The sequence below is a fragment of the Pseudaquidulcibacter saccharophilus genome, from assembly GCF_019455445.1.
GTDB classification, from domain to species: domain Bacteria; phylum Pseudomonadota; class Alphaproteobacteria; order Caulobacterales; family Aquidulcibacteraceae; genus Pseudaquidulcibacter; species Pseudaquidulcibacter saccharophilus.
This window is the reverse complement of the sequence record NZ_JAHWUS010000003.1, coordinates 21,209-36,765: the sequence shown is the minus strand read 5'-3', so window position 1 is coordinate 36,765 and position 15,557 is coordinate 21,209. Positions and strand designations below refer to the sequence as shown.

Below are 15,557 nucleotides of genomic sequence, written 5' to 3'. Positions count from 1 at the left end.
ATTCGCAACATTAGTTCTTAACAACACGCTTATAATTCGCTAAATCAGCGGCGCATTCCTATTATTTTAAGGTTCAGAGGGTAATATGACATCAGACAAAATTAAACGCGTGGTTCTTGCTTATTCAGGTGGTCTTGATACTTCGATTATTCTTAAATGGCTTGAAGAGACTTATGGCTGTGAAGTTGTAACATTTACCGCCGATTTAGGACAAGGCGAAGAAATTGAGCCAGCACGTGCCAAGGCATTGGCTATGGGTGTTAAGCCTGAGCATGTCTTTATCGAAGATTTACGCGAAGATTTTGTCAAAGATTATGTATTCCCAATGTTTCGTGCCAATACGGTTTATGAAGGTGTTTATCTTCTTGGGACATCAATTGCACGCCCATTAATCGCAAAGCGCCAAATTGAAATTGCAAATCTTGTGGGTGCCGATGCAGTTTGCCACGGTGCAACCGGTAAAGGCAATGACCAAGTTCGTTTCGAGGTTTCTTATTACGCCTTGAAACCGGATGTAAAAGTTATTGCACCTTGGCGTGAGTGGGATTTCCAAGGTCGTCCTGACCTTATCGCTTATGCAAAGAAACACGGCATTAATATTGCCGCTGGCAAAGAACAAGAAGCACCATTCTCAATCGATGCCAATTTGCTTCACACTTCTTCCGAAGGTTTGGCTTTGGAGAATCCAGAAGATTCAGTCCCTGATTTGGTGACTAAGCGCGAAGGTCGTCGCACCATGACGCCAGAAGAAGCGCCAGATAAACCAACATATATTACTGTTGCTTTTGAGCGTGGCGATGCAGTTGCAATTGATGGCGTGGCAATGTCGCCAGCACAGCTTTTGACTAAATTAAACCAGATTGGTCACGACAATGGTGTTGGCGGTCTTGATTTGGTTGAAAACCGCTTTGTTGGTATGAAATCACGCGGCTATTACGAAACCCCAGGTGGCACAATTCTTTTGACCGCACACCGCGCAATGGAATCAATTACGCTTGACCGTGGCGCAATGCATCTAAAAGACGAACTAATGCCAAAATATGCAACCCTTATTTATAATGGTATGTGGTTTACCCCTGAACGCCTAATGCTTCAGGCGGCAATTGACGCATCACAAGAACCTGTTTGCGGTGAAGTTAAATTGAAAATCTATAAAGGCGGCGTTTATGTTCAAGGTCGCTCATCACCATATTCACTGTATAACAAAGAATTGGTGGGCTTTGATGCAGCCGGCGGTTATAACCAAGCCGATGCCGAGGGTTTCATCAAACTTAATGCGTTGCGCCTCCGGATTGCCGCATGGCGTGATCAACGCTTAGGCAAGAATAGCTAAGCATAACAATAATTAACTGCGAGTTCGGCGGATAGTTCCGCTTTATAAGCAATAATAAAATAAAAAAAGGCGACCGTTTTCACAGTCGCCTTTTTTATCTTTGGGGGGAGAGGAGTTTAGAAATTCAAAGTTCCTTCGATACCAAAGGTACGAGGAGGATTGAAGTTTCCATAATAACCAAGGGTCTTAGCATTTGCGCCAGAAACACGGTAAACATGGGTTTCATCAAGCAAGTTACGAGACCACAATGAAATTGTAGCAGTAGTACCCGCATTCATTGGAATGTTGGTAAGGGCAAGACGCGCATTCACAACAAAGCTGTCATCAGTTTTTACAGACTCGTTTTGGAAGCTGTATTGACCATCGGCATAGTTTGCATCCAAGTGCGCAGTAAAGTCGGTACCGTTATTGAATACAGGCTGTCTGTAATCAACATTGAACGAGCCGGCATTTTTAGGCGTGAACACGGTATATACTTGATACAATGCAGGGGTTGCCAACAATGTATTCATAGTAGCCGGAACTTTCACGTCTGTATAAGCATAAGATAGACCCAAAGTTAGGTTATCAATTGGACGGTAATTCAAATCAGCTTCGAAACCACGAATTTTTGAAACACCCGGCGCATTAACGGTTTCTTCGGTATGAAGGTTAAAGGTTGGGTTCGGGGTTGTTGTACCAGGTAGGTATGGGTTGGTATCAACGTTATCAAAGTCGGTTTGTGTACCCTTACGGTCCATTGCATATGCAGCAAGGTTTAAACGAACTGAATGATCAAAGAATTCCATCTTTGAACCAACTTCGTATGCTTTTACTGTTTCCGCGTCAAAAGATCTGAAGTTTTGAGAACGATCGTTTGCACCACCAGCGCGGTAGCCAGTTGAATATTTCGCATAAACATTGACATCTTTTGCAAGGTCATAAGCAAAGATTGCCAATGGGTCAAAGCGTGATTTGTCATAATTAAAGGTATAGTTGGTTTTTACACCAGAAACCATATAAAGTACGCCATCACGTTTGTCTTTGGTATAACGACCGCCAAGTGTGATGTGCAATTTATCCAAAGAAGCTGGGGTATATGTCATCTGACCAAAACCAGCATAGCTTTTCGCATCAGCATAGCTTGCGCGTTGCAAGAATTGTTGACCCCATGCCCAACCTTGGTTGCCTGAAGTCACTGTACCAGAAACGGTTTCGCTATTGATTGTGTAACCAGTGCCATCAGCATTCCATTTATTGGTGGTTGGTGTTGCCGCTTGCTCCTGAACATGTTCAGTGAAGTAATAAGCACCCAATACCCAATCAATGTCACTAGTTTTACCAACCAATTGGAATTCTTGGCTAAATTGGTGCTGCTTTAGGAATGACAATGAATAACGGCTGAAGTTAGCATTTGGAAGGAACACAGTTCTGTGTGCACCACCAGAGTTATCCCACTGATCAGTATCAACAATACGCGCGCCAGTGATAGAACGGAATTCAATATCAGGATTGATTTTATATTTTAAATTTGCTGACCAGCCTTGGGTTTCGTCAACACTTGGTTGTTGAGGAACGCCAATATCAGAAACGCTCATTCTGTCTTTGCCGCTTACGACAACTAATGGCGATAATGGTGCAATATAACCAGATGGCAATTTACCACCATTGGCATTAATTTGTGCCAAAGTTGCAACCGGCAAATTGTTTGGGTTGTAGTTGATTAATTGGCTATAGAAAGGCGTGTTTTTATCGATTGTACGATCATAAGACAAAGTTGCAGTGAAATCATCTGTTGGGTGCCATTTTGCAGCAATGTGGCCACCAGAACGGTCATATTGACCCCAGCCCGCTTGACCTGCAAGGCTGTTTTTAACAAATGCGTCTTGATGCTCCTGAAGGGCGTCAATTTTAATTGAAACACCTTGATATTCAGGAAGGTTCACGTGTGCTTGCATTGTATGGCTACCAAAATTGCCCATACCGCCGCTAATACGTCCACCAAATTCACCAGTTGGTTCTTTTGAAATAATGCTTACCGCGCCGCCTTCGGTGTTACGACCAAATAATGTACCTTGTGGGCCACGCAAAACTTCTACACGTGCAATATCAAATAATGCCGCATTCAAACCTTGTTGGCGACCAAGATAGATGCCATCAAGATAAATACCAACGCCTTGGTCACGTGCTGTTTGGTTCGCGTCAAAAGGAACGATACCACGAATACCAACAGTTAGTGCCGATTGGCGCGCTTCAAAAGTTGCAACACGCAAAGATGGGATGCCACCGTCTGCCAAATCTAAAAGGCTTAGAACGTGGCGGTTTGCCATTGTGGTTTGGCTTAGAACTGAAATCGCGATTGGTGTCTGTTGTAGGTTGGTTTCACGCTTAGTAGCGGTAACAATTACAACATCATTTGGGGCACTTGCGGTTACATCAGCCGCATTTGCCTTTACATCTTCAGCATGAGCAAGCCCAGCAGACAATAAAATAATTGCTGAAAGCGAAAGCCCAGATAATAATTTCTTCTTAATCATAATTAAGTTCCCCTTCACAAGTCAGAATGCAAAAACACGTTTTCTGACTAGAAAAATGTAACCTTGGCTACACAGCGGGGCGTATACTTTTGCGAGATGTAGTTTTTGTGACGGGTGGTTTAAAAGCTCCTTGAAATCATAAAAATGTATTTAACATATATGATTTTTCATCATTTTTAATAAATATAATCAACACTTTAAGGAAACAGCGATTTTTTTCAGATTTGTAACACCATTGTTACAAACCAATAATTTTAATAAGGGAAAAGGATTAAACAACAGAATCTTTGGGCTAAACGCCAACTGTTTGGACAAGATTCCAATTATAATTAAAAAAGTTAATTTAATTAGCCCTGGGGCAAACCTCTGTTACACCCCTTGCCCTATATTCTATTTTCCATTATTAACCGCCACAACGCACCCGTAGCTCAGCTGGATAGAGTAGCGCCCTCCGAAGGCGTTGGTCGGACGTTCGAATCGTCTCGGGTGCGCCATTTTACTTAAATCCAAATTTTGTCACTCTGCTCCCTGTTCAGGAATTTGGAATAATATTGAGCCTATACATCTGACTATAAAAATATTAGCCTGCGATTTGTACTGGAGCGGCAGATGACAAAAATTATCGTATCAGGATTTTCAATTTCTCTAGATGGTTATGGCGCTGGCATTAACCAAAGCCTTATAAACCCAATTGGTGAAAATGGAACGGGACTGCACAATTGGTTGCGCGCCACCCAAATGTTTCACAAAATGATTGGCAAAGAAGGCGGTTTAGAAGGCATCGATAATGACTATGCTATCCAATCAATGGCCGAATGCGGCGCATTCATTATGGGGCGAAACATGTTCACACCTGAACGTGGTGAATGGTCAGATTCCGAATGGCGTGGTTGGTGGGGAGATAATCCACCATATCATGCACCAACTTTTATTCTAACCCATTATCCACGTGCGCCAATTGAAATGGAGGGTGGCACAACATTCTATTTTATATCTGATGGCATTATTTCTGCACTTGAAAAAGCAAAAGCACTATCGAATGGAAAGAATGTTAAAATTGCCGGTGGCGTTTCCACGGTTAGGCAATATTTACAAGCTGGCTTGGTCGATGAATTACATCTTGCAATTTCGCCTGTCTTTCTTGGAAGTGGGGAGGAAATGTTTAATGATATAAACATTCCAGCTCTTGGGTTTGTAGTTGCAAAAAGAGATATAACAGAAAATGCGACCCACATTATTCTTCGCAAGTAATAATATAAGAACAATAACGGTTATAAAATGTCTCTTAAATCACGCGTAAAAATCAAAAAAATTACCAAATTATCAGATAATCATTTCCAACTTGATCGTTATGATATTGAATACCAACGCAATGATGGCACATGGCAGCCGCAAATGCGTGAAGTTTATGATTGCGGTGATGCCGCAACAATTTTGCTCTATAATTTGCAAAAGCAGACCATAATTTTAATTAAACAATTACGTGTGCCATGCTTTTTAAATGGACATGAGGCTGCACTGCTCGAAACACCTGCAGGGCTTTTAGATGGTATGTCACCAGAAAAACGCATCCTTGAGGAAATTGAAGAGGAAACTGGCTTTCTAATTTCCAAGGTTGAAAAAATCTATGATGCTTTTGCAAGCCCGGGCGCATTAAAGTCGAAAACAATTTTCTTCATTGGCGAATATACAGACAAAGATAAGGTCTCCGATGGTGGTGGACTTGAAGATGAAGGTGAAGAAATCGAAGTTATCGAAATGCCGTTTAAAGTAGCGGTTAAAATGCTTGAAAACAATGAAATTCAAGACATGAAAACCATAATGCTTTTGCAATATGCAATGTTAAAAATTTTCAAATCATAAAATTGAGCTTAGGCCATCAATCGCCTTACTTGCTTCGAATGGAAAGATTTCATGTGTGGCAAGCCCCATAAGATGAAATGGGTCTTGTTGCATAACCGCGTTTATGTCTTCTAAACACTCGCCTTTTGCCAGAATAACCCCGCCATTGCGTGGAATACGACGGCCAGAGGCAATAAAAACCCCGTCGTCATAATTTTTATTCAGCCATTCAATATGTGCTGAAAGCGCCGCATCAATTTCTTCGAGTGGTTTTACATAGGTCAATATCGTAACATAGATGACCGCCACTACATAACCCTTCTTATTGATCTTATTGGAAGATCACTTTTTTCATAGCGTTCTTGCGCAATCTTTAAAGGCTCTATTGCGACACACATATGAAAAGCATTTGAATGGATAAAATTATCAGCATCAATCATTATGCCGACATGCCCCTTCCAAAAAATTAAATCATTTCGCTTTAAGCAAGATAAATCATCCTTTATCGTAACTTCTTGCCCGCATTTTTCTTGCATATAGGCATCACGTGGTAGCTTTATCCCACACGCGGCAAACGAAGTCTCCACAAGGCCAGAGCAATCAAGCCCATAGGATTGAACACCACCCCAATAATATGGCGCATTAAGGAATAGTTTGGCAACCTCAGCAGGATCAGGATAATATTCATCAAGTTTTGCAAGATGTTTTTCATAAATCCAGCCATGACGACCACAATTTACATAGCCGTTTTCAATTTCATCGGTGGCAAATACCTGTGCATTCATTGATAATTGGGAAAGCACCATCCCCTGAACTTTGGGAATTGAAAAGCCATAGGTACGAAGCGCACGGATTTTACGATTTGGGGTGATTATCTCATCGGTTAAGGCATTGGTTTTTATATAACCAACATAATCATTGCGCCCCACTTGCCCCCAAGCATAACCATTGATTTCGTCATATATTTCAAAAATATCGCTGCAAAGCGCTTCTGAAACTTGGGTTGCATTATCATCAGGGGCAGATTTGACCGATGCCGAACCCGTAACAATCTGCTTGGTTATTGGTGTTATAAATTTCGTGGCATCAACCAAGCCTTTTAGCTTTTCTGCCGCCAAATCATCACGGTAAGGATTGGTATTTTTATCGAGTTTTATTGTTTCAGACATACCATAGTCTAGTTGAAACTATTGGCTGCCTCAAGCGGAAAGTCCAAATCATTTGCACCATAAAGGACATGCAATGATGTAAGCTTTTGCGCAATTGACGATGCAATCTGACCCAATTTTTGCGCCCCATTATTAGTCGGCTCGATAAAAATATTGCGCCCATCATTTGGATCGCGCACCCGACGAATAAGGTTTAACGCCTGCAAGGAATCAAGCGCGCGCACAATTGCCGGCTTCTGCAAACCAAGGCGTTTGGAAAGACCACGAACCGTGTGCTTCTCCTCATCAAGATGAATAGTCAGCAAAAGCGCCGTCTGACGGGCAGTTAAATCCGGACCATCAGAATGGATGGTCTGCGAAGTGATGTTGCGCCATAAATCTAGGGCTTGTCGTGATTCGGTTTCGGTTATGCTTGCCATCTTAATCTCTCTATACCCGAATCAGAATCTGATTTGCGTTTCGATTCAAGAGTCTATCAAAGAGTCAATGCAAAATTCGGGCAAATTTTTGAATCTTTTTTCAGTTATCCACACGAAAAACGATTCTTTATCACCTCTACAACCGAACGTACTGCTTGAATTTCACCACCCATTGGACGTGCAGGTTTATCTTTTGGATTCCAACAATAAACATCGAAGTGAACCCATTCAGGAGCATCAACAAATTTTTGCAAAAATAACGCCGCAGTAATTGAGCCCGCAAACCCACCACCTGAATTCTTCATATCGGCATTTTGGGTATCAAAGTCATCAATATAGGCATCCCAAAGCGGCATTTGCCACAATGGATCAATTACCTTGTCCGATGCGGATTTGATTTCATTCGCCAATTTTTGCGATTTTGTATAAAATGGCGGTAAATCTGGGCCGAGTGCCACCCTTGCAGCACCGGTTAATGTCGCAAAGTCAAATATCAATTCATTACCATCTTCTGAAGCACGTGTAAGGGCGTCTGCAAGGATAAGGCGACCCTCTGCATCAGTGTTATCAATTTCAACACTTATGCCCTTGCGAGACGTTATAATGTCGCCTGGGCGCATTGAATTGCCAGAGACTGAATTTTCAACAATCGGCACATAACATTTAAGATCAATATCAAGTCCAAGCCCACAAAGAATACGGAACGCGGCCAACGCACATGCCGAACCGCCCATATCCTTTTTCATCAAACCCATTGATGAACCTGGTTTAAGATTTAAGCCACCAGTGTCAAAGACTACACCTTTACCAACTATTGCAACCTTTGGCGCACCAACTTTTGCCTTATGAAGAATGATAAGGCGTGGCTCATCCGCACCTGCACGGCCAACAGCATGAACAAGCGGATAGTTTTGCTTTAATAATTCATCGCCTTGAATAATTTCAATCTTTGCATCAAGGTCATTGGCAAGATTGATGGCAAATTCACCCAATGTTGCCACGCCCATATCGTTGGTTGGCGTATTAACTAAGTCGCGTCCCATACAAACCGACTGTGCGGTTAAGAGAACTTTTTTAATGTCAACATCTTCTGGAAAATAGAGTTTTACATCCTCGACAGTTTTTGTTTTATATTTATCAAAAACATATGCCCCAAGCAGGAAAAATAGATAAACATTATCAAGTTGGTTTTTAGGAATGTTGGAGACAATCTCATATTCCCCCTTTGGCAATGATTTTACCAATGCACCAAAGGAATTGGCACTAAACTCATCCCCTAAACCAAGATAGACTTTGGTTACCAAGCCTTTGGAATTTTTAAAAAGATATATTTTCCCAAAACCCGCTTTAAAGCCATCGATATTCAGAAGATTTTTCTCTGCTTCTGGTGCCTTTTCAAGATAGGCATTAAATTCATCAGTTTTGAAGGCTTTGATAGGGATTAGATCGCCATCCGCATCGGAAGTAATAAATTCTGCAAGATTTTTCATTGGATTTTTTTATGCCTTTTGCAACAATTTCTCAAGTTCTAAATCATCTTAACTCTTTTTAATTATTATCGGTTTTGGCGCTTTATTGACCAAATATTAACCATAATGACCAAATTATTAAGAATTGATTCGTTCCCAGAAAAGGAAGTTGTAAAGTGCGCAAAATTAGTTTGGTTTCGTCAACTTTTGCATTGGCATTATTAATATCAGGCAGTGCAATGGTAGCAAATGCCTCTGCATTTCCGCTTTTTACTAAGAAAACTGATAAGACAGTAAAAACCACTGACACACGCAAACAACCTGTTGCAGCGGCAAATACTGCCGGTACAGAAGCACAAAAACCAGAAGCACCAGCATCAAAAGAAGAACGTGAAAAAGCAAAATCGGCTGATTTAGTTGCGCAAGCAACGTTCTGGATGGGCGAACTTGGAAAAAATGAAAAAGACGAAGAAGCTGCCGTTTATGCTTCTAATGCGCTTTTAGGAATTGGATCAAATCAGCGTGCGCTTGAAGTTGCTGTAATCGGCATTCAGGCAAATGAAAATAATGCACAATTATGGAAAAATACTGGCAAGGCACTTTTGGGACTTAAACGCAATCCAGAAGCTATTCAGGCACTTACCAAAGCCTCTACATTATTACCAAATGATATTGAGGTTAGAAATGCAATTGGTGTTGCCTATGACGATTTGGGGCAATCAACCATGGCAATAAAATCATTCAATGATGCCCTTGCCATAAATCCGAATAATGCTGTCACCCTTACTAATCTTGGTCTTGCACAAGCTTTAAATGGTGATTTAAAAACCGCAGAAATAACATTACGTAAAGCACAGGCAATTCCGTATGCACCAGTTCAAGCACGCCAAAATCTGGCACTTATTGTTGCATTACAAGGCCGCTTCAAAGAATCAGAGCAAATCGCATCACAAGACTTACCTGATGAATTGGCAAAGCAAAATGTTGCCTATGTGCAGCGAATGCTTGATGATGGTAATGCCCGCACTAATGCAAGCCAACAATAGGCGCGAAATTAGCGATAACAATAAAAAAGCCCCGCACAATTGGCGGGGCTTTTTTAATAGCTTGTACAAAAACTATGCAGCAGTAGCAAGTTTCGCTTTGATTTTGCTGCGGATTTTGCGAGCGCGATCAGACATTTTAGTAGGGTCTGATTTAAGAATGAATGCGTCAAGACCGCCATTGTGGTCAACTGAACGCAACGCAGAAACCGCGATACGAAGGCGGAAGCCTTGACCCAAAGCTTCTGAAGCCAAAGTAACGTCTTGCAAATTTGGCAAATAACGACGTTTAGTTTTAACGTTTGAGTGGCTAACCAAATTACCAACCATTGGTCCGACACCGGTAAGTTCGCAACGACGCGACATGATAATCTCTTCTGTTTAATTAATAAAATAAAAATCGAAGGTCGGCTTCTAGCTAAAAAAACATAAATGTCAACGTATTTATGTGCAAGTCCGTATGATTTAAGCATTTTATGCAGATTTAATTATAATGGCTTTTAATGCAACACAAAAAATGATAACTTACTTAAAATTGCTTGAGGCGCACATGGATAACAAAGGTAAATACATTTGTAATGGCTATGTTAGAACAACCGATGGAATTATTGAAACCGAGGCATATGCAAAAGTAAGCCTAATTATCGACATAGAGTCGTCTAATTATGACCGCCCATATTATTGTGAGGTTGAATATGAAGATAATGACGGCATAAAATGGGTAAAAAAAATTTTTGCAAACGACCCTTTTTCTGCCTTTGAATTAGGAGTTGACTTCATCCATAGCATAATTTCACCATTCATAATGGCACCTAAATTTAAATTAGCAAAAGATTTGGGGCTGACTAATGGGGTATATAATATTACGGGATTTGTACGTGCGCGTGATAAAATAACCAACATAAAATCATATGGCAAAGTGGAAATGGCCTGTGAAACAAAACCTTATAATTCCGATCTACAATTTTACTGCGCCGTTGAATACAAAGGTGAAAATGGCGATGCTTTTAAAAGAGACCTTTTCGCCAATAACCCACATTCAGCCTTTGAACTTGGCGTAAAATTTATAAATTCAATAATTGCATATCACAATGGATTCCCGGAGAACGATTAATTCACTCTCAAGCTATGGTGTATCACCGTTACCACCGATGCCGTCAATTCATTCCAAATAATTGTTATATTACAAACTTTGTCAATATATTTGCCAAAGATGCGGCGCATATGAGATTGTTTTAGCGCGGCCCGGGAAACCTTTAACGCAACACAGCCAGCACCCGCATCACGGCAGATATCTGCATGTTCAAGTACAAGCGATAATAATTCGCTATTGATTTCTCTTTCCGGTTGAGGGCAGCTAACGGGAAGCGAAATATCAATCGATAATTTATTTGAAAAAAGGTGGTTGATAATTCCGCGCATTGCTCTCTCCGGTGTTTTAAATATTAATTCCTGTGGAAATATATCTATTCTTATCTTGCGACAAAAAAGGACGCAGTTTATTTTTAAAACTAAAGAGGAATTATAAAATGCGTCACGAAAAATCCGCACTATTAATCGATTTGGCACGTGAACTGGCCGCATCGCATATGGGGCTTACCCTTAATGAAATGGCGGAACGCGTTGGCGTTGGTCGCCGCACCGTGGAGCGTATGCGGGATCGCCTTTATGAATTATTCCCAAACATGGAAGAGATTTCTGACCCGCCAACCAAAAGATGGCGTATTTCAGGGAAGCTTGATTCATTCCTTAACGCCCCGACCCCAAAAGAGCTTGCGGCATTAAAAACCGCAATGGAACACTTACGGGCACAAAATGTCGGTGTTGCCGATGATTTGCAAAATCTTGAAAATAAAATGATGACTGCAATCGGCCCGAAATTAAGCCGCCTAGCCCCAGATATTGAGGCATTGATGCAAGCAGAAGCCATTGCAGTAAACCAAGGTCCAAGACCCGCAGTTGACCCATATATTCTAAACATTATTCGTGATGCAATTTTGCAATTAAACCAGCTTAGCTTTAATTATTCTGGTGGCTCAAAAAGTGAAAAAGCGCGTGTAGTAAATCCATACGGCATTATTTTCGGCGGTGAAGCCTATTTAATCGCACAAGAAATTGGCAAAAAAACTGCGCGTCCAAAAATGTGGCGCCTCGATAGAATTTCATCTCCCAAAGTTCTTCCCGAACCTGGTGGCCCACCGGAAGAATTCTCATTGAAACAATTTGCCGAACGTTCTTTTGGCGTCTTCCAAGAAGATATCACATATGATGTTTTATTACGCGTTTTCCCTGAATATCGCGACGAGGCATATCGTTGGCTATTCCATCCAAAACAAAAAATTATCGAAAGCACTGAAGGAAGCCTTTTGATTGAGATGCAAGGGGCTGGACTACGCGAACTTGCATGGTCTCTATTCCGTTGGGGTGGCAAATTAGAAGTAATCGCACCCCAAGAATTAAAGGATGAAATCAAGGCCGCATTAAAACTTGGCAAAGGGCTTATTGGTAAAGGTAAGGATAAATAAACCTATATCTTCTTGGTTTGTATTAGCTTACGCCCATAAGAAAATGCCGAAAATAGCCCAAGCATTAATAATGCCATGCCTGTTAATGCCACTATGATTTTGTACCATAACCCAATGCCACGAGAGGAATGAAGCGGGTAAAATCCATTATAAACCGTAGTGGCGCGATCTAATTTAAGCGCTTCATATATGGCAATAATTTGATTTTTGGCGGGTGAAAATGAAATAAAGGTTCTACCATTTCCATGCCACTCACCATTTTGCCTAATCCTTATATTAATTGGTTCATCTGGCTTTTTGGGCAAGGAAATTATACGTATCTCGCCGTTTGGGAATTCATGATTAGCAAGGTTGATTGCATTTTTAATGGTATCAGCAGTGATTAATGAAGGTTCAATTTTAGCCTTGGGCAGCTTTAAAGGTTTTGAAAATGTAATTGCGCCCAAAATAGATTTTGCACTATCAGAAAAAATCATGGCACTGCCACTGATGGCGATTATCACGAGCATTGGCGCAAAAATTAAACCCAAATTGCGGTGATGGGCAATTATATCACGGCGCTTACTAGTTTTCGGCAAGAATTTAAATTCAAAACTTTTTAATACCGGTAATATTAAATATAGCCCGCTTAGAGTCATAAATAATAACAAAAGTCCGGTGATACCTATAAAAACCTCGCCCTTCTCACCCAGCAAAAGATAGTGATGCAATTTAAAAACAATTTCATCAAAACGGCTAGAAATAGGCTGATTATCAAGCAATACGCCAGATAAATCATAATAAAGAATATTTTCGCCATATATTATTTTAAAAAGCGGCAGCGAATTATCCGGCAACATAATTGATTTAATTTTGCCAAGTTCAAGATGAGGTAAAATATTCATCAGCCCATTTAATGGCTGAATATCCTTTGGTGCAAACACACCCTGCCCCAAAGACAGCATGATATATTCATTTCTAAACACCAAAAAAATGCCGGTTAGTGCCATTAAAACCAACATTAATGACACTAACAAGCCGCATATTGCGTGAATTTTCGCGAAATAAAATCTGAACATTAGAACTTCTTGCTATAACCCAAAGTAACGACCCGACCGCGTCCTGCAAAATAGCTTAAATTATCCGTTGGAAGGCGGGTATCGGAGTTATAACTTAGGTATTGTTTATCAAATAAGTTGGTCGCGCTTAAAGAAATGTCGCCAAACTGGGTTGCGTATGAAAGATACAAATCAGCCAATGAATAACCACCAAAATTATTGCGTGGGTCGTAGCCAATTCCATAAAAATCACGCTTCATATAAACATTGTCTTGTATGCGTGCATAGAATGGTCCCTTTTTGTAGCTTAGGCCAAAATTAGCACGATCAGGGCTTATGTTTACACCATCAAGATCAGAATCAACAATTCCATCCCCATTAGTATCGGTTTGCCCACGTAGGTCGGCAAGACCAAAATTAAATGTCATACCATCAATCGGCATATTCCATTTAAAATTAAGTTCTAATCCTGAAATTTCTGTCTTTTGTCGCTTTATTTCGTAAACACCATTTTGCAATACAAGCAATGCACCTTTATCCGAATTGGATTCAAAATATGCAATTGACGCCACAACCGGCCCTTTGTTCACCTCAAAACCAATTTCGATATTATCAGAAACCACCGGCGATACATCTAAAAGCTTGTCAACTTCGGAATTATTAATAGTGACCGCGCGCAATACCCGCCCTACATCAGGAAGAGTGTAACCTTGGGCATATGATGCATAAATATTAAACCCTTTTTTTATTTCATATGCGGCACCAAGATTATAAAGGTCTTCATTATATTCAGGTTCACCACCTTTCACATTTGCCGAACCATATGAATATAGGGTTTTATAATCATCAACCGAAATTTTCGCTGTTTCATGGCGAACACCCGCCGATAGATTTAGCTTTTTATCAAACAACGCCTGATTAATCTGTATGAATGGCGCGAGTGATTTAAGCGTGGTTATGGGAACCCAATTACGATTGGTAAGCAATAATTCCTGAAAAGTTTTATCTTCGCCATAATCGATGCCGCCAAGGATACGCATGCCTTTTATTGCCTCAATCTCTCTATCATATGTTAAGCGCACGCCTTTTTTGGTTGAATTATTTGCGCTTTGATCAAAGTTTGATGACCCACCATAAGCAGGATCATAGAAAGTAGATGAAACCGTGCCACCAAAAACCCCGTGATAGTCATTATAATATATTTGCGCACTCAAAGAGCCGCCGAATAAATCGCTATCAAGATATGAAAGGCTTGCAGTATTAACATTATTAGACGGCGCTTGTCCCTGTATTGTGCCGCGCACCGACGTTGCAGGACGCCCCAAAGTGCGAGAACCAGCCACCGCAACATAATCACCATCACCTTCAAGATTGAAATGATTATACATGAATTCAAATTTCTTGGTGTCGTCTAGGCGATAATCAAATTTGGTAAAAATATCATAGGCAGCACTATCCATTGTGTCGCCTTGTGTACCATCGGGGGCAATGCGATTACCGTTGGAATCATAATAAACCCCACGCTTTTCATAAGTTGCACCGATAAGTGCGCTAAATTTACCAAAGTTTTTACCGAAATATGCACCGGTTTTATAGCCAAGAGATGAACCACCAATTTTATCATCGCCATTAATTTGTGCAATTACTTGGCCTTTGGTCGCCCCCTCTTCCCGTGGCGCACTTACGGTTACATAGTTTACAATGCTGCCAGTGCCACCAATACCCTGAATAGCATTTGAACCAAAAATCACTTCAACACGGTCAATAAAGAATGGATCAGCCGTAAAACCATCGCGGCTATCGTCACGAAGTGGGGATGATTGCGGAACACTATCAACCATATAAAGTGGGCTTCTACCGCGCAAAGTCTCTCCGGCACCCGATAGTTTTTGGCGGGTTGGCGAAAAACTTGGGATTAGATTGGCGACCGCATCCACCGCAGAACCACCAATTTGTGTTTGAATATCAAGATTTTCTTTGGAAATAATTTCAATTGTATTGGGAAGCGCATTTTTAGGAAGTTTGATGCGCGCGCCTTTTACAATTACGGTTTCATCTGATTTGTCTTGTGCATTTGCATTTGATGCAAAACCCAATGCAATTGCCGATGCAACGAGAAGTGCCTTTTTATAAGAAAATCCTGAATTCATGATGGTTTCGATGTCCCTCTTTAAATATGAGAGCGCACCTAACATAAATGATAT

At 40.9% G+C, this 15,557-nt stretch carries 15 protein-coding genes and 1 tRNA gene; 7 read left to right on the top strand and 9 right to left on the bottom strand.

The annotated features are described in order from the left end of the window. The first annotated feature begins 85 nt into the window (after window positions 1-85). The gene (locus KXV15_RS08760; protein WP_240007808.1) at window positions 86-1,333 is read left to right on the top strand and encodes an argininosuccinate synthase; all 1,248 of its coding nucleotides are present in this window, start codon (window positions 86-88) and stop codon (window positions 1,331-1,333) included. Between the two features lie 116 nt (window positions 1,334-1,449). Here KXV15_RS08760 and KXV15_RS08755 read toward each other — a convergent pair whose 3' ends face one another. Beyond that, window positions 1,450-3,849 (bottom strand): TonB-dependent receptor, encoded by a 2,400-nt coding sequence (locus tag KXV15_RS08755; protein WP_240007807.1) that lies wholly within the window; start codon window positions 3,847-3,849, stop codon window positions 1,450-1,452. Between the two features lie 417 nt (window positions 3,850-4,266). Between KXV15_RS08755 and KXV15_RS08750 the strand changes: the two genes are divergently transcribed. The 3 genes from KXV15_RS08750 (at window position 4,267) to KXV15_RS08740 (ending at window position 5,712) form a co-directional block, all read left to right on the top strand. After that, window positions 4,267-4,343, top strand: a tRNA-Arg gene (locus KXV15_RS08750). Between the two features lie 115 nt (window positions 4,344-4,458). After that, the gene (locus KXV15_RS08745; protein ID WP_240007806.1) at window positions 4,459-5,100 is read left to right on the top strand and encodes a dihydrofolate reductase family protein; all 642 of its coding nucleotides are present in this window, start codon (window positions 4,459-4,461) and stop codon (window positions 5,098-5,100) included. A gap of 27 nt (window positions 5,101-5,127) precedes the next feature. Beyond that, window positions 5,128-5,712 (top strand): NUDIX hydrolase, encoded by a 585-nt coding sequence (locus KXV15_RS08740; protein WP_240007805.1) that lies wholly within the window; start codon window positions 5,128-5,130, stop codon window positions 5,710-5,712. Here KXV15_RS08740 and KXV15_RS08735 read toward each other — a convergent pair. The 4 genes from KXV15_RS08735 to KXV15_RS08720 form a co-directional block, all read right to left on the bottom strand. Beyond that, window positions 5,707-6,000 (bottom strand): YciI family protein, encoded by a 294-nt coding sequence (locus tag KXV15_RS08735; RefSeq protein ID WP_240007804.1) that lies wholly within the window; start codon window positions 5,998-6,000, stop codon window positions 5,707-5,709. The two genes, KXV15_RS08740 and KXV15_RS08735, sit on opposite strands and share 6 nt — an antisense overlap. Further along, on the bottom strand, window positions 6,000-6,860 hold the full coding sequence (locus KXV15_RS08730) for a C40 family peptidase (protein WP_240007803.1): 861 nt from the start codon (window positions 6,858-6,860) through the stop codon (window positions 6,000-6,002). Before KXV15_RS08730 ends, KXV15_RS08735 begins: the two co-directional genes overlap by 1 nt. Before the next feature lie 8 nt (window positions 6,861-6,868). After that, complete coding sequence (locus KXV15_RS08725) at window positions 6,869-7,279, bottom strand: MarR family winged helix-turn-helix transcriptional regulator (RefSeq protein WP_240007802.1); 411 nt, start codon at window positions 7,277-7,279, stop codon at window positions 6,869-6,871. A gap of 104 nt (window positions 7,280-7,383) precedes the next feature. Continuing rightward, entirely contained in the window at window positions 7,384-8,769 is a 1,386-nt protein-coding gene (locus KXV15_RS08720) for a leucyl aminopeptidase family protein (protein WP_240007801.1), read from the bottom strand. A gap of 155 nt (window positions 8,770-8,924) precedes the next feature. Here KXV15_RS08720 and KXV15_RS08715 point away from each other — a divergent pair, with 155 nt between their 5' ends. Then, the gene (locus tag KXV15_RS08715) at window positions 8,925-9,794 is read left to right on the top strand and encodes a tetratricopeptide repeat protein (RefSeq protein WP_240007800.1); all 870 of its coding nucleotides are present in this window, start codon (window positions 8,925-8,927) and stop codon (window positions 9,792-9,794) included. A gap of 72 nt (window positions 9,795-9,866) precedes the next feature. Here KXV15_RS08715 and rpmB read toward each other — a convergent pair whose 3' ends face one another. Continuing rightward, window positions 9,867-10,157: a 50S ribosomal protein L28 gene (gene rpmB, locus KXV15_RS08710; RefSeq protein ID WP_240007799.1), complete on the bottom strand. Its 291-nt coding sequence runs from the start codon at window positions 10,155-10,157 to the stop codon at window positions 9,867-9,869. Window positions 10,158-10,284: 127 nt separating this feature from the next. Here rpmB and KXV15_RS08705 point away from each other — a divergent pair, with 127 nt between their 5' ends. After that, a complete protein-coding gene (locus KXV15_RS08705) occupies window positions 10,285-10,905 on the top strand; it encodes a hypothetical protein (RefSeq protein WP_240007798.1) in 621 nt (206 codons plus the stop codon). On the opposite strand, the gene KXV15_RS08700 is transcribed toward KXV15_RS08705, so the two are convergent. Continuing rightward, complete coding sequence (locus KXV15_RS08700; protein ID WP_240007797.1) at window positions 10,902-11,213, bottom strand: hypothetical protein; 312 nt, start codon at window positions 11,211-11,213, stop codon at window positions 10,902-10,904. The two genes, KXV15_RS08705 and KXV15_RS08700, sit on opposite strands and share 4 nt — an antisense overlap. Before the next feature lie 107 nt (window positions 11,214-11,320). Between KXV15_RS08700 and KXV15_RS08695 the strand changes: the two genes are divergently transcribed. After that, entirely contained in the window at window positions 11,321-12,316 is a 996-nt protein-coding gene (locus KXV15_RS08695; protein WP_240007796.1) for a helix-turn-helix transcriptional regulator, read from the top strand. A gap of 2 nt (window positions 12,317-12,318) precedes the next feature. On the opposite strand, the gene KXV15_RS08690 is transcribed toward KXV15_RS08695, so the two are convergent. Beyond that, entirely contained in the window at window positions 12,319-13,374 is a 1,056-nt protein-coding gene (locus KXV15_RS08690) for a PepSY-associated TM helix domain-containing protein (RefSeq protein ID WP_275671598.1), read from the bottom strand. Next, window positions 13,374-15,503 (bottom strand): TonB-dependent receptor, encoded by a 2,130-nt coding sequence (locus KXV15_RS08685; protein WP_240007795.1) that lies wholly within the window; start codon window positions 15,501-15,503, stop codon window positions 13,374-13,376. Before KXV15_RS08685 ends, KXV15_RS08690 begins: the two co-directional genes overlap by 1 nt. Window positions 15,504-15,557 lie beyond the last annotated feature (54 nt).

Coding starts and splice junctions, on each gene's coding strand:
- KXV15_RS08755 (WP_240007807.1), bottom strand. CDS start 3,849: ATGATTAAGAAGAAATTATTATCTGGGCTTTCGCTTTCAGCAATTATT.
- KXV15_RS08760 (WP_240007808.1), top strand. CDS start 86: ATGACATCAGACAAAATTAAACGCGTGGTTCTTGCTTATTCAGGTGGT.
- KXV15_RS08685 (WP_240007795.1), bottom strand. CDS start 15,503: ATGAATTCAGGATTTTCTTATAAAAAGGCACTTCTCGTTGCATCGGCA.
- KXV15_RS08730 (WP_240007803.1), bottom strand. CDS start 6,860: ATGTCTGAAACAATAAAACTCGATAAAAATACCAATCCTTACCGTGAT.
- KXV15_RS08700 (WP_240007797.1), bottom strand. CDS start 11,213: ATGCGCGGAATTATCAACCACCTTTTTTCAAATAAATTATCGATTGAT.
- KXV15_RS08705 (WP_240007798.1), top strand. CDS start 10,285: ATGGCTTTTAATGCAACACAAAAAATGATAACTTACTTAAAATTGCTT.
- rpmB (WP_240007799.1), bottom strand. CDS start 10,157: ATGTCGCGTCGTTGCGAACTTACCGGTGTCGGACCAATGGTTGGTAAT.
- KXV15_RS08690 (WP_275671598.1), bottom strand. CDS start 13,374: ATGTTCAGATTTTATTTCGCGAAAATTCACGCAATATGCGGCTTGTTA.
- KXV15_RS08745 (WP_240007806.1), top strand. CDS start 4,459: ATGACAAAAATTATCGTATCAGGATTTTCAATTTCTCTAGATGGTTAT.
- KXV15_RS08720 (WP_240007801.1), bottom strand. CDS start 8,769: ATGAAAAATCTTGCAGAATTTATTACTTCCGATGCGGATGGCGATCTA.
- KXV15_RS08740 (WP_240007805.1), top strand. CDS start 5,128: ATGTCTCTTAAATCACGCGTAAAAATCAAAAAAATTACCAAATTATCA.
- KXV15_RS08725 (WP_240007802.1), bottom strand. CDS start 7,279: ATGGCAAGCATAACCGAAACCGAATCACGACAAGCCCTAGATTTATGG.
- KXV15_RS08695 (WP_240007796.1), top strand. CDS start 11,321: ATGCGTCACGAAAAATCCGCACTATTAATCGATTTGGCACGTGAACTG.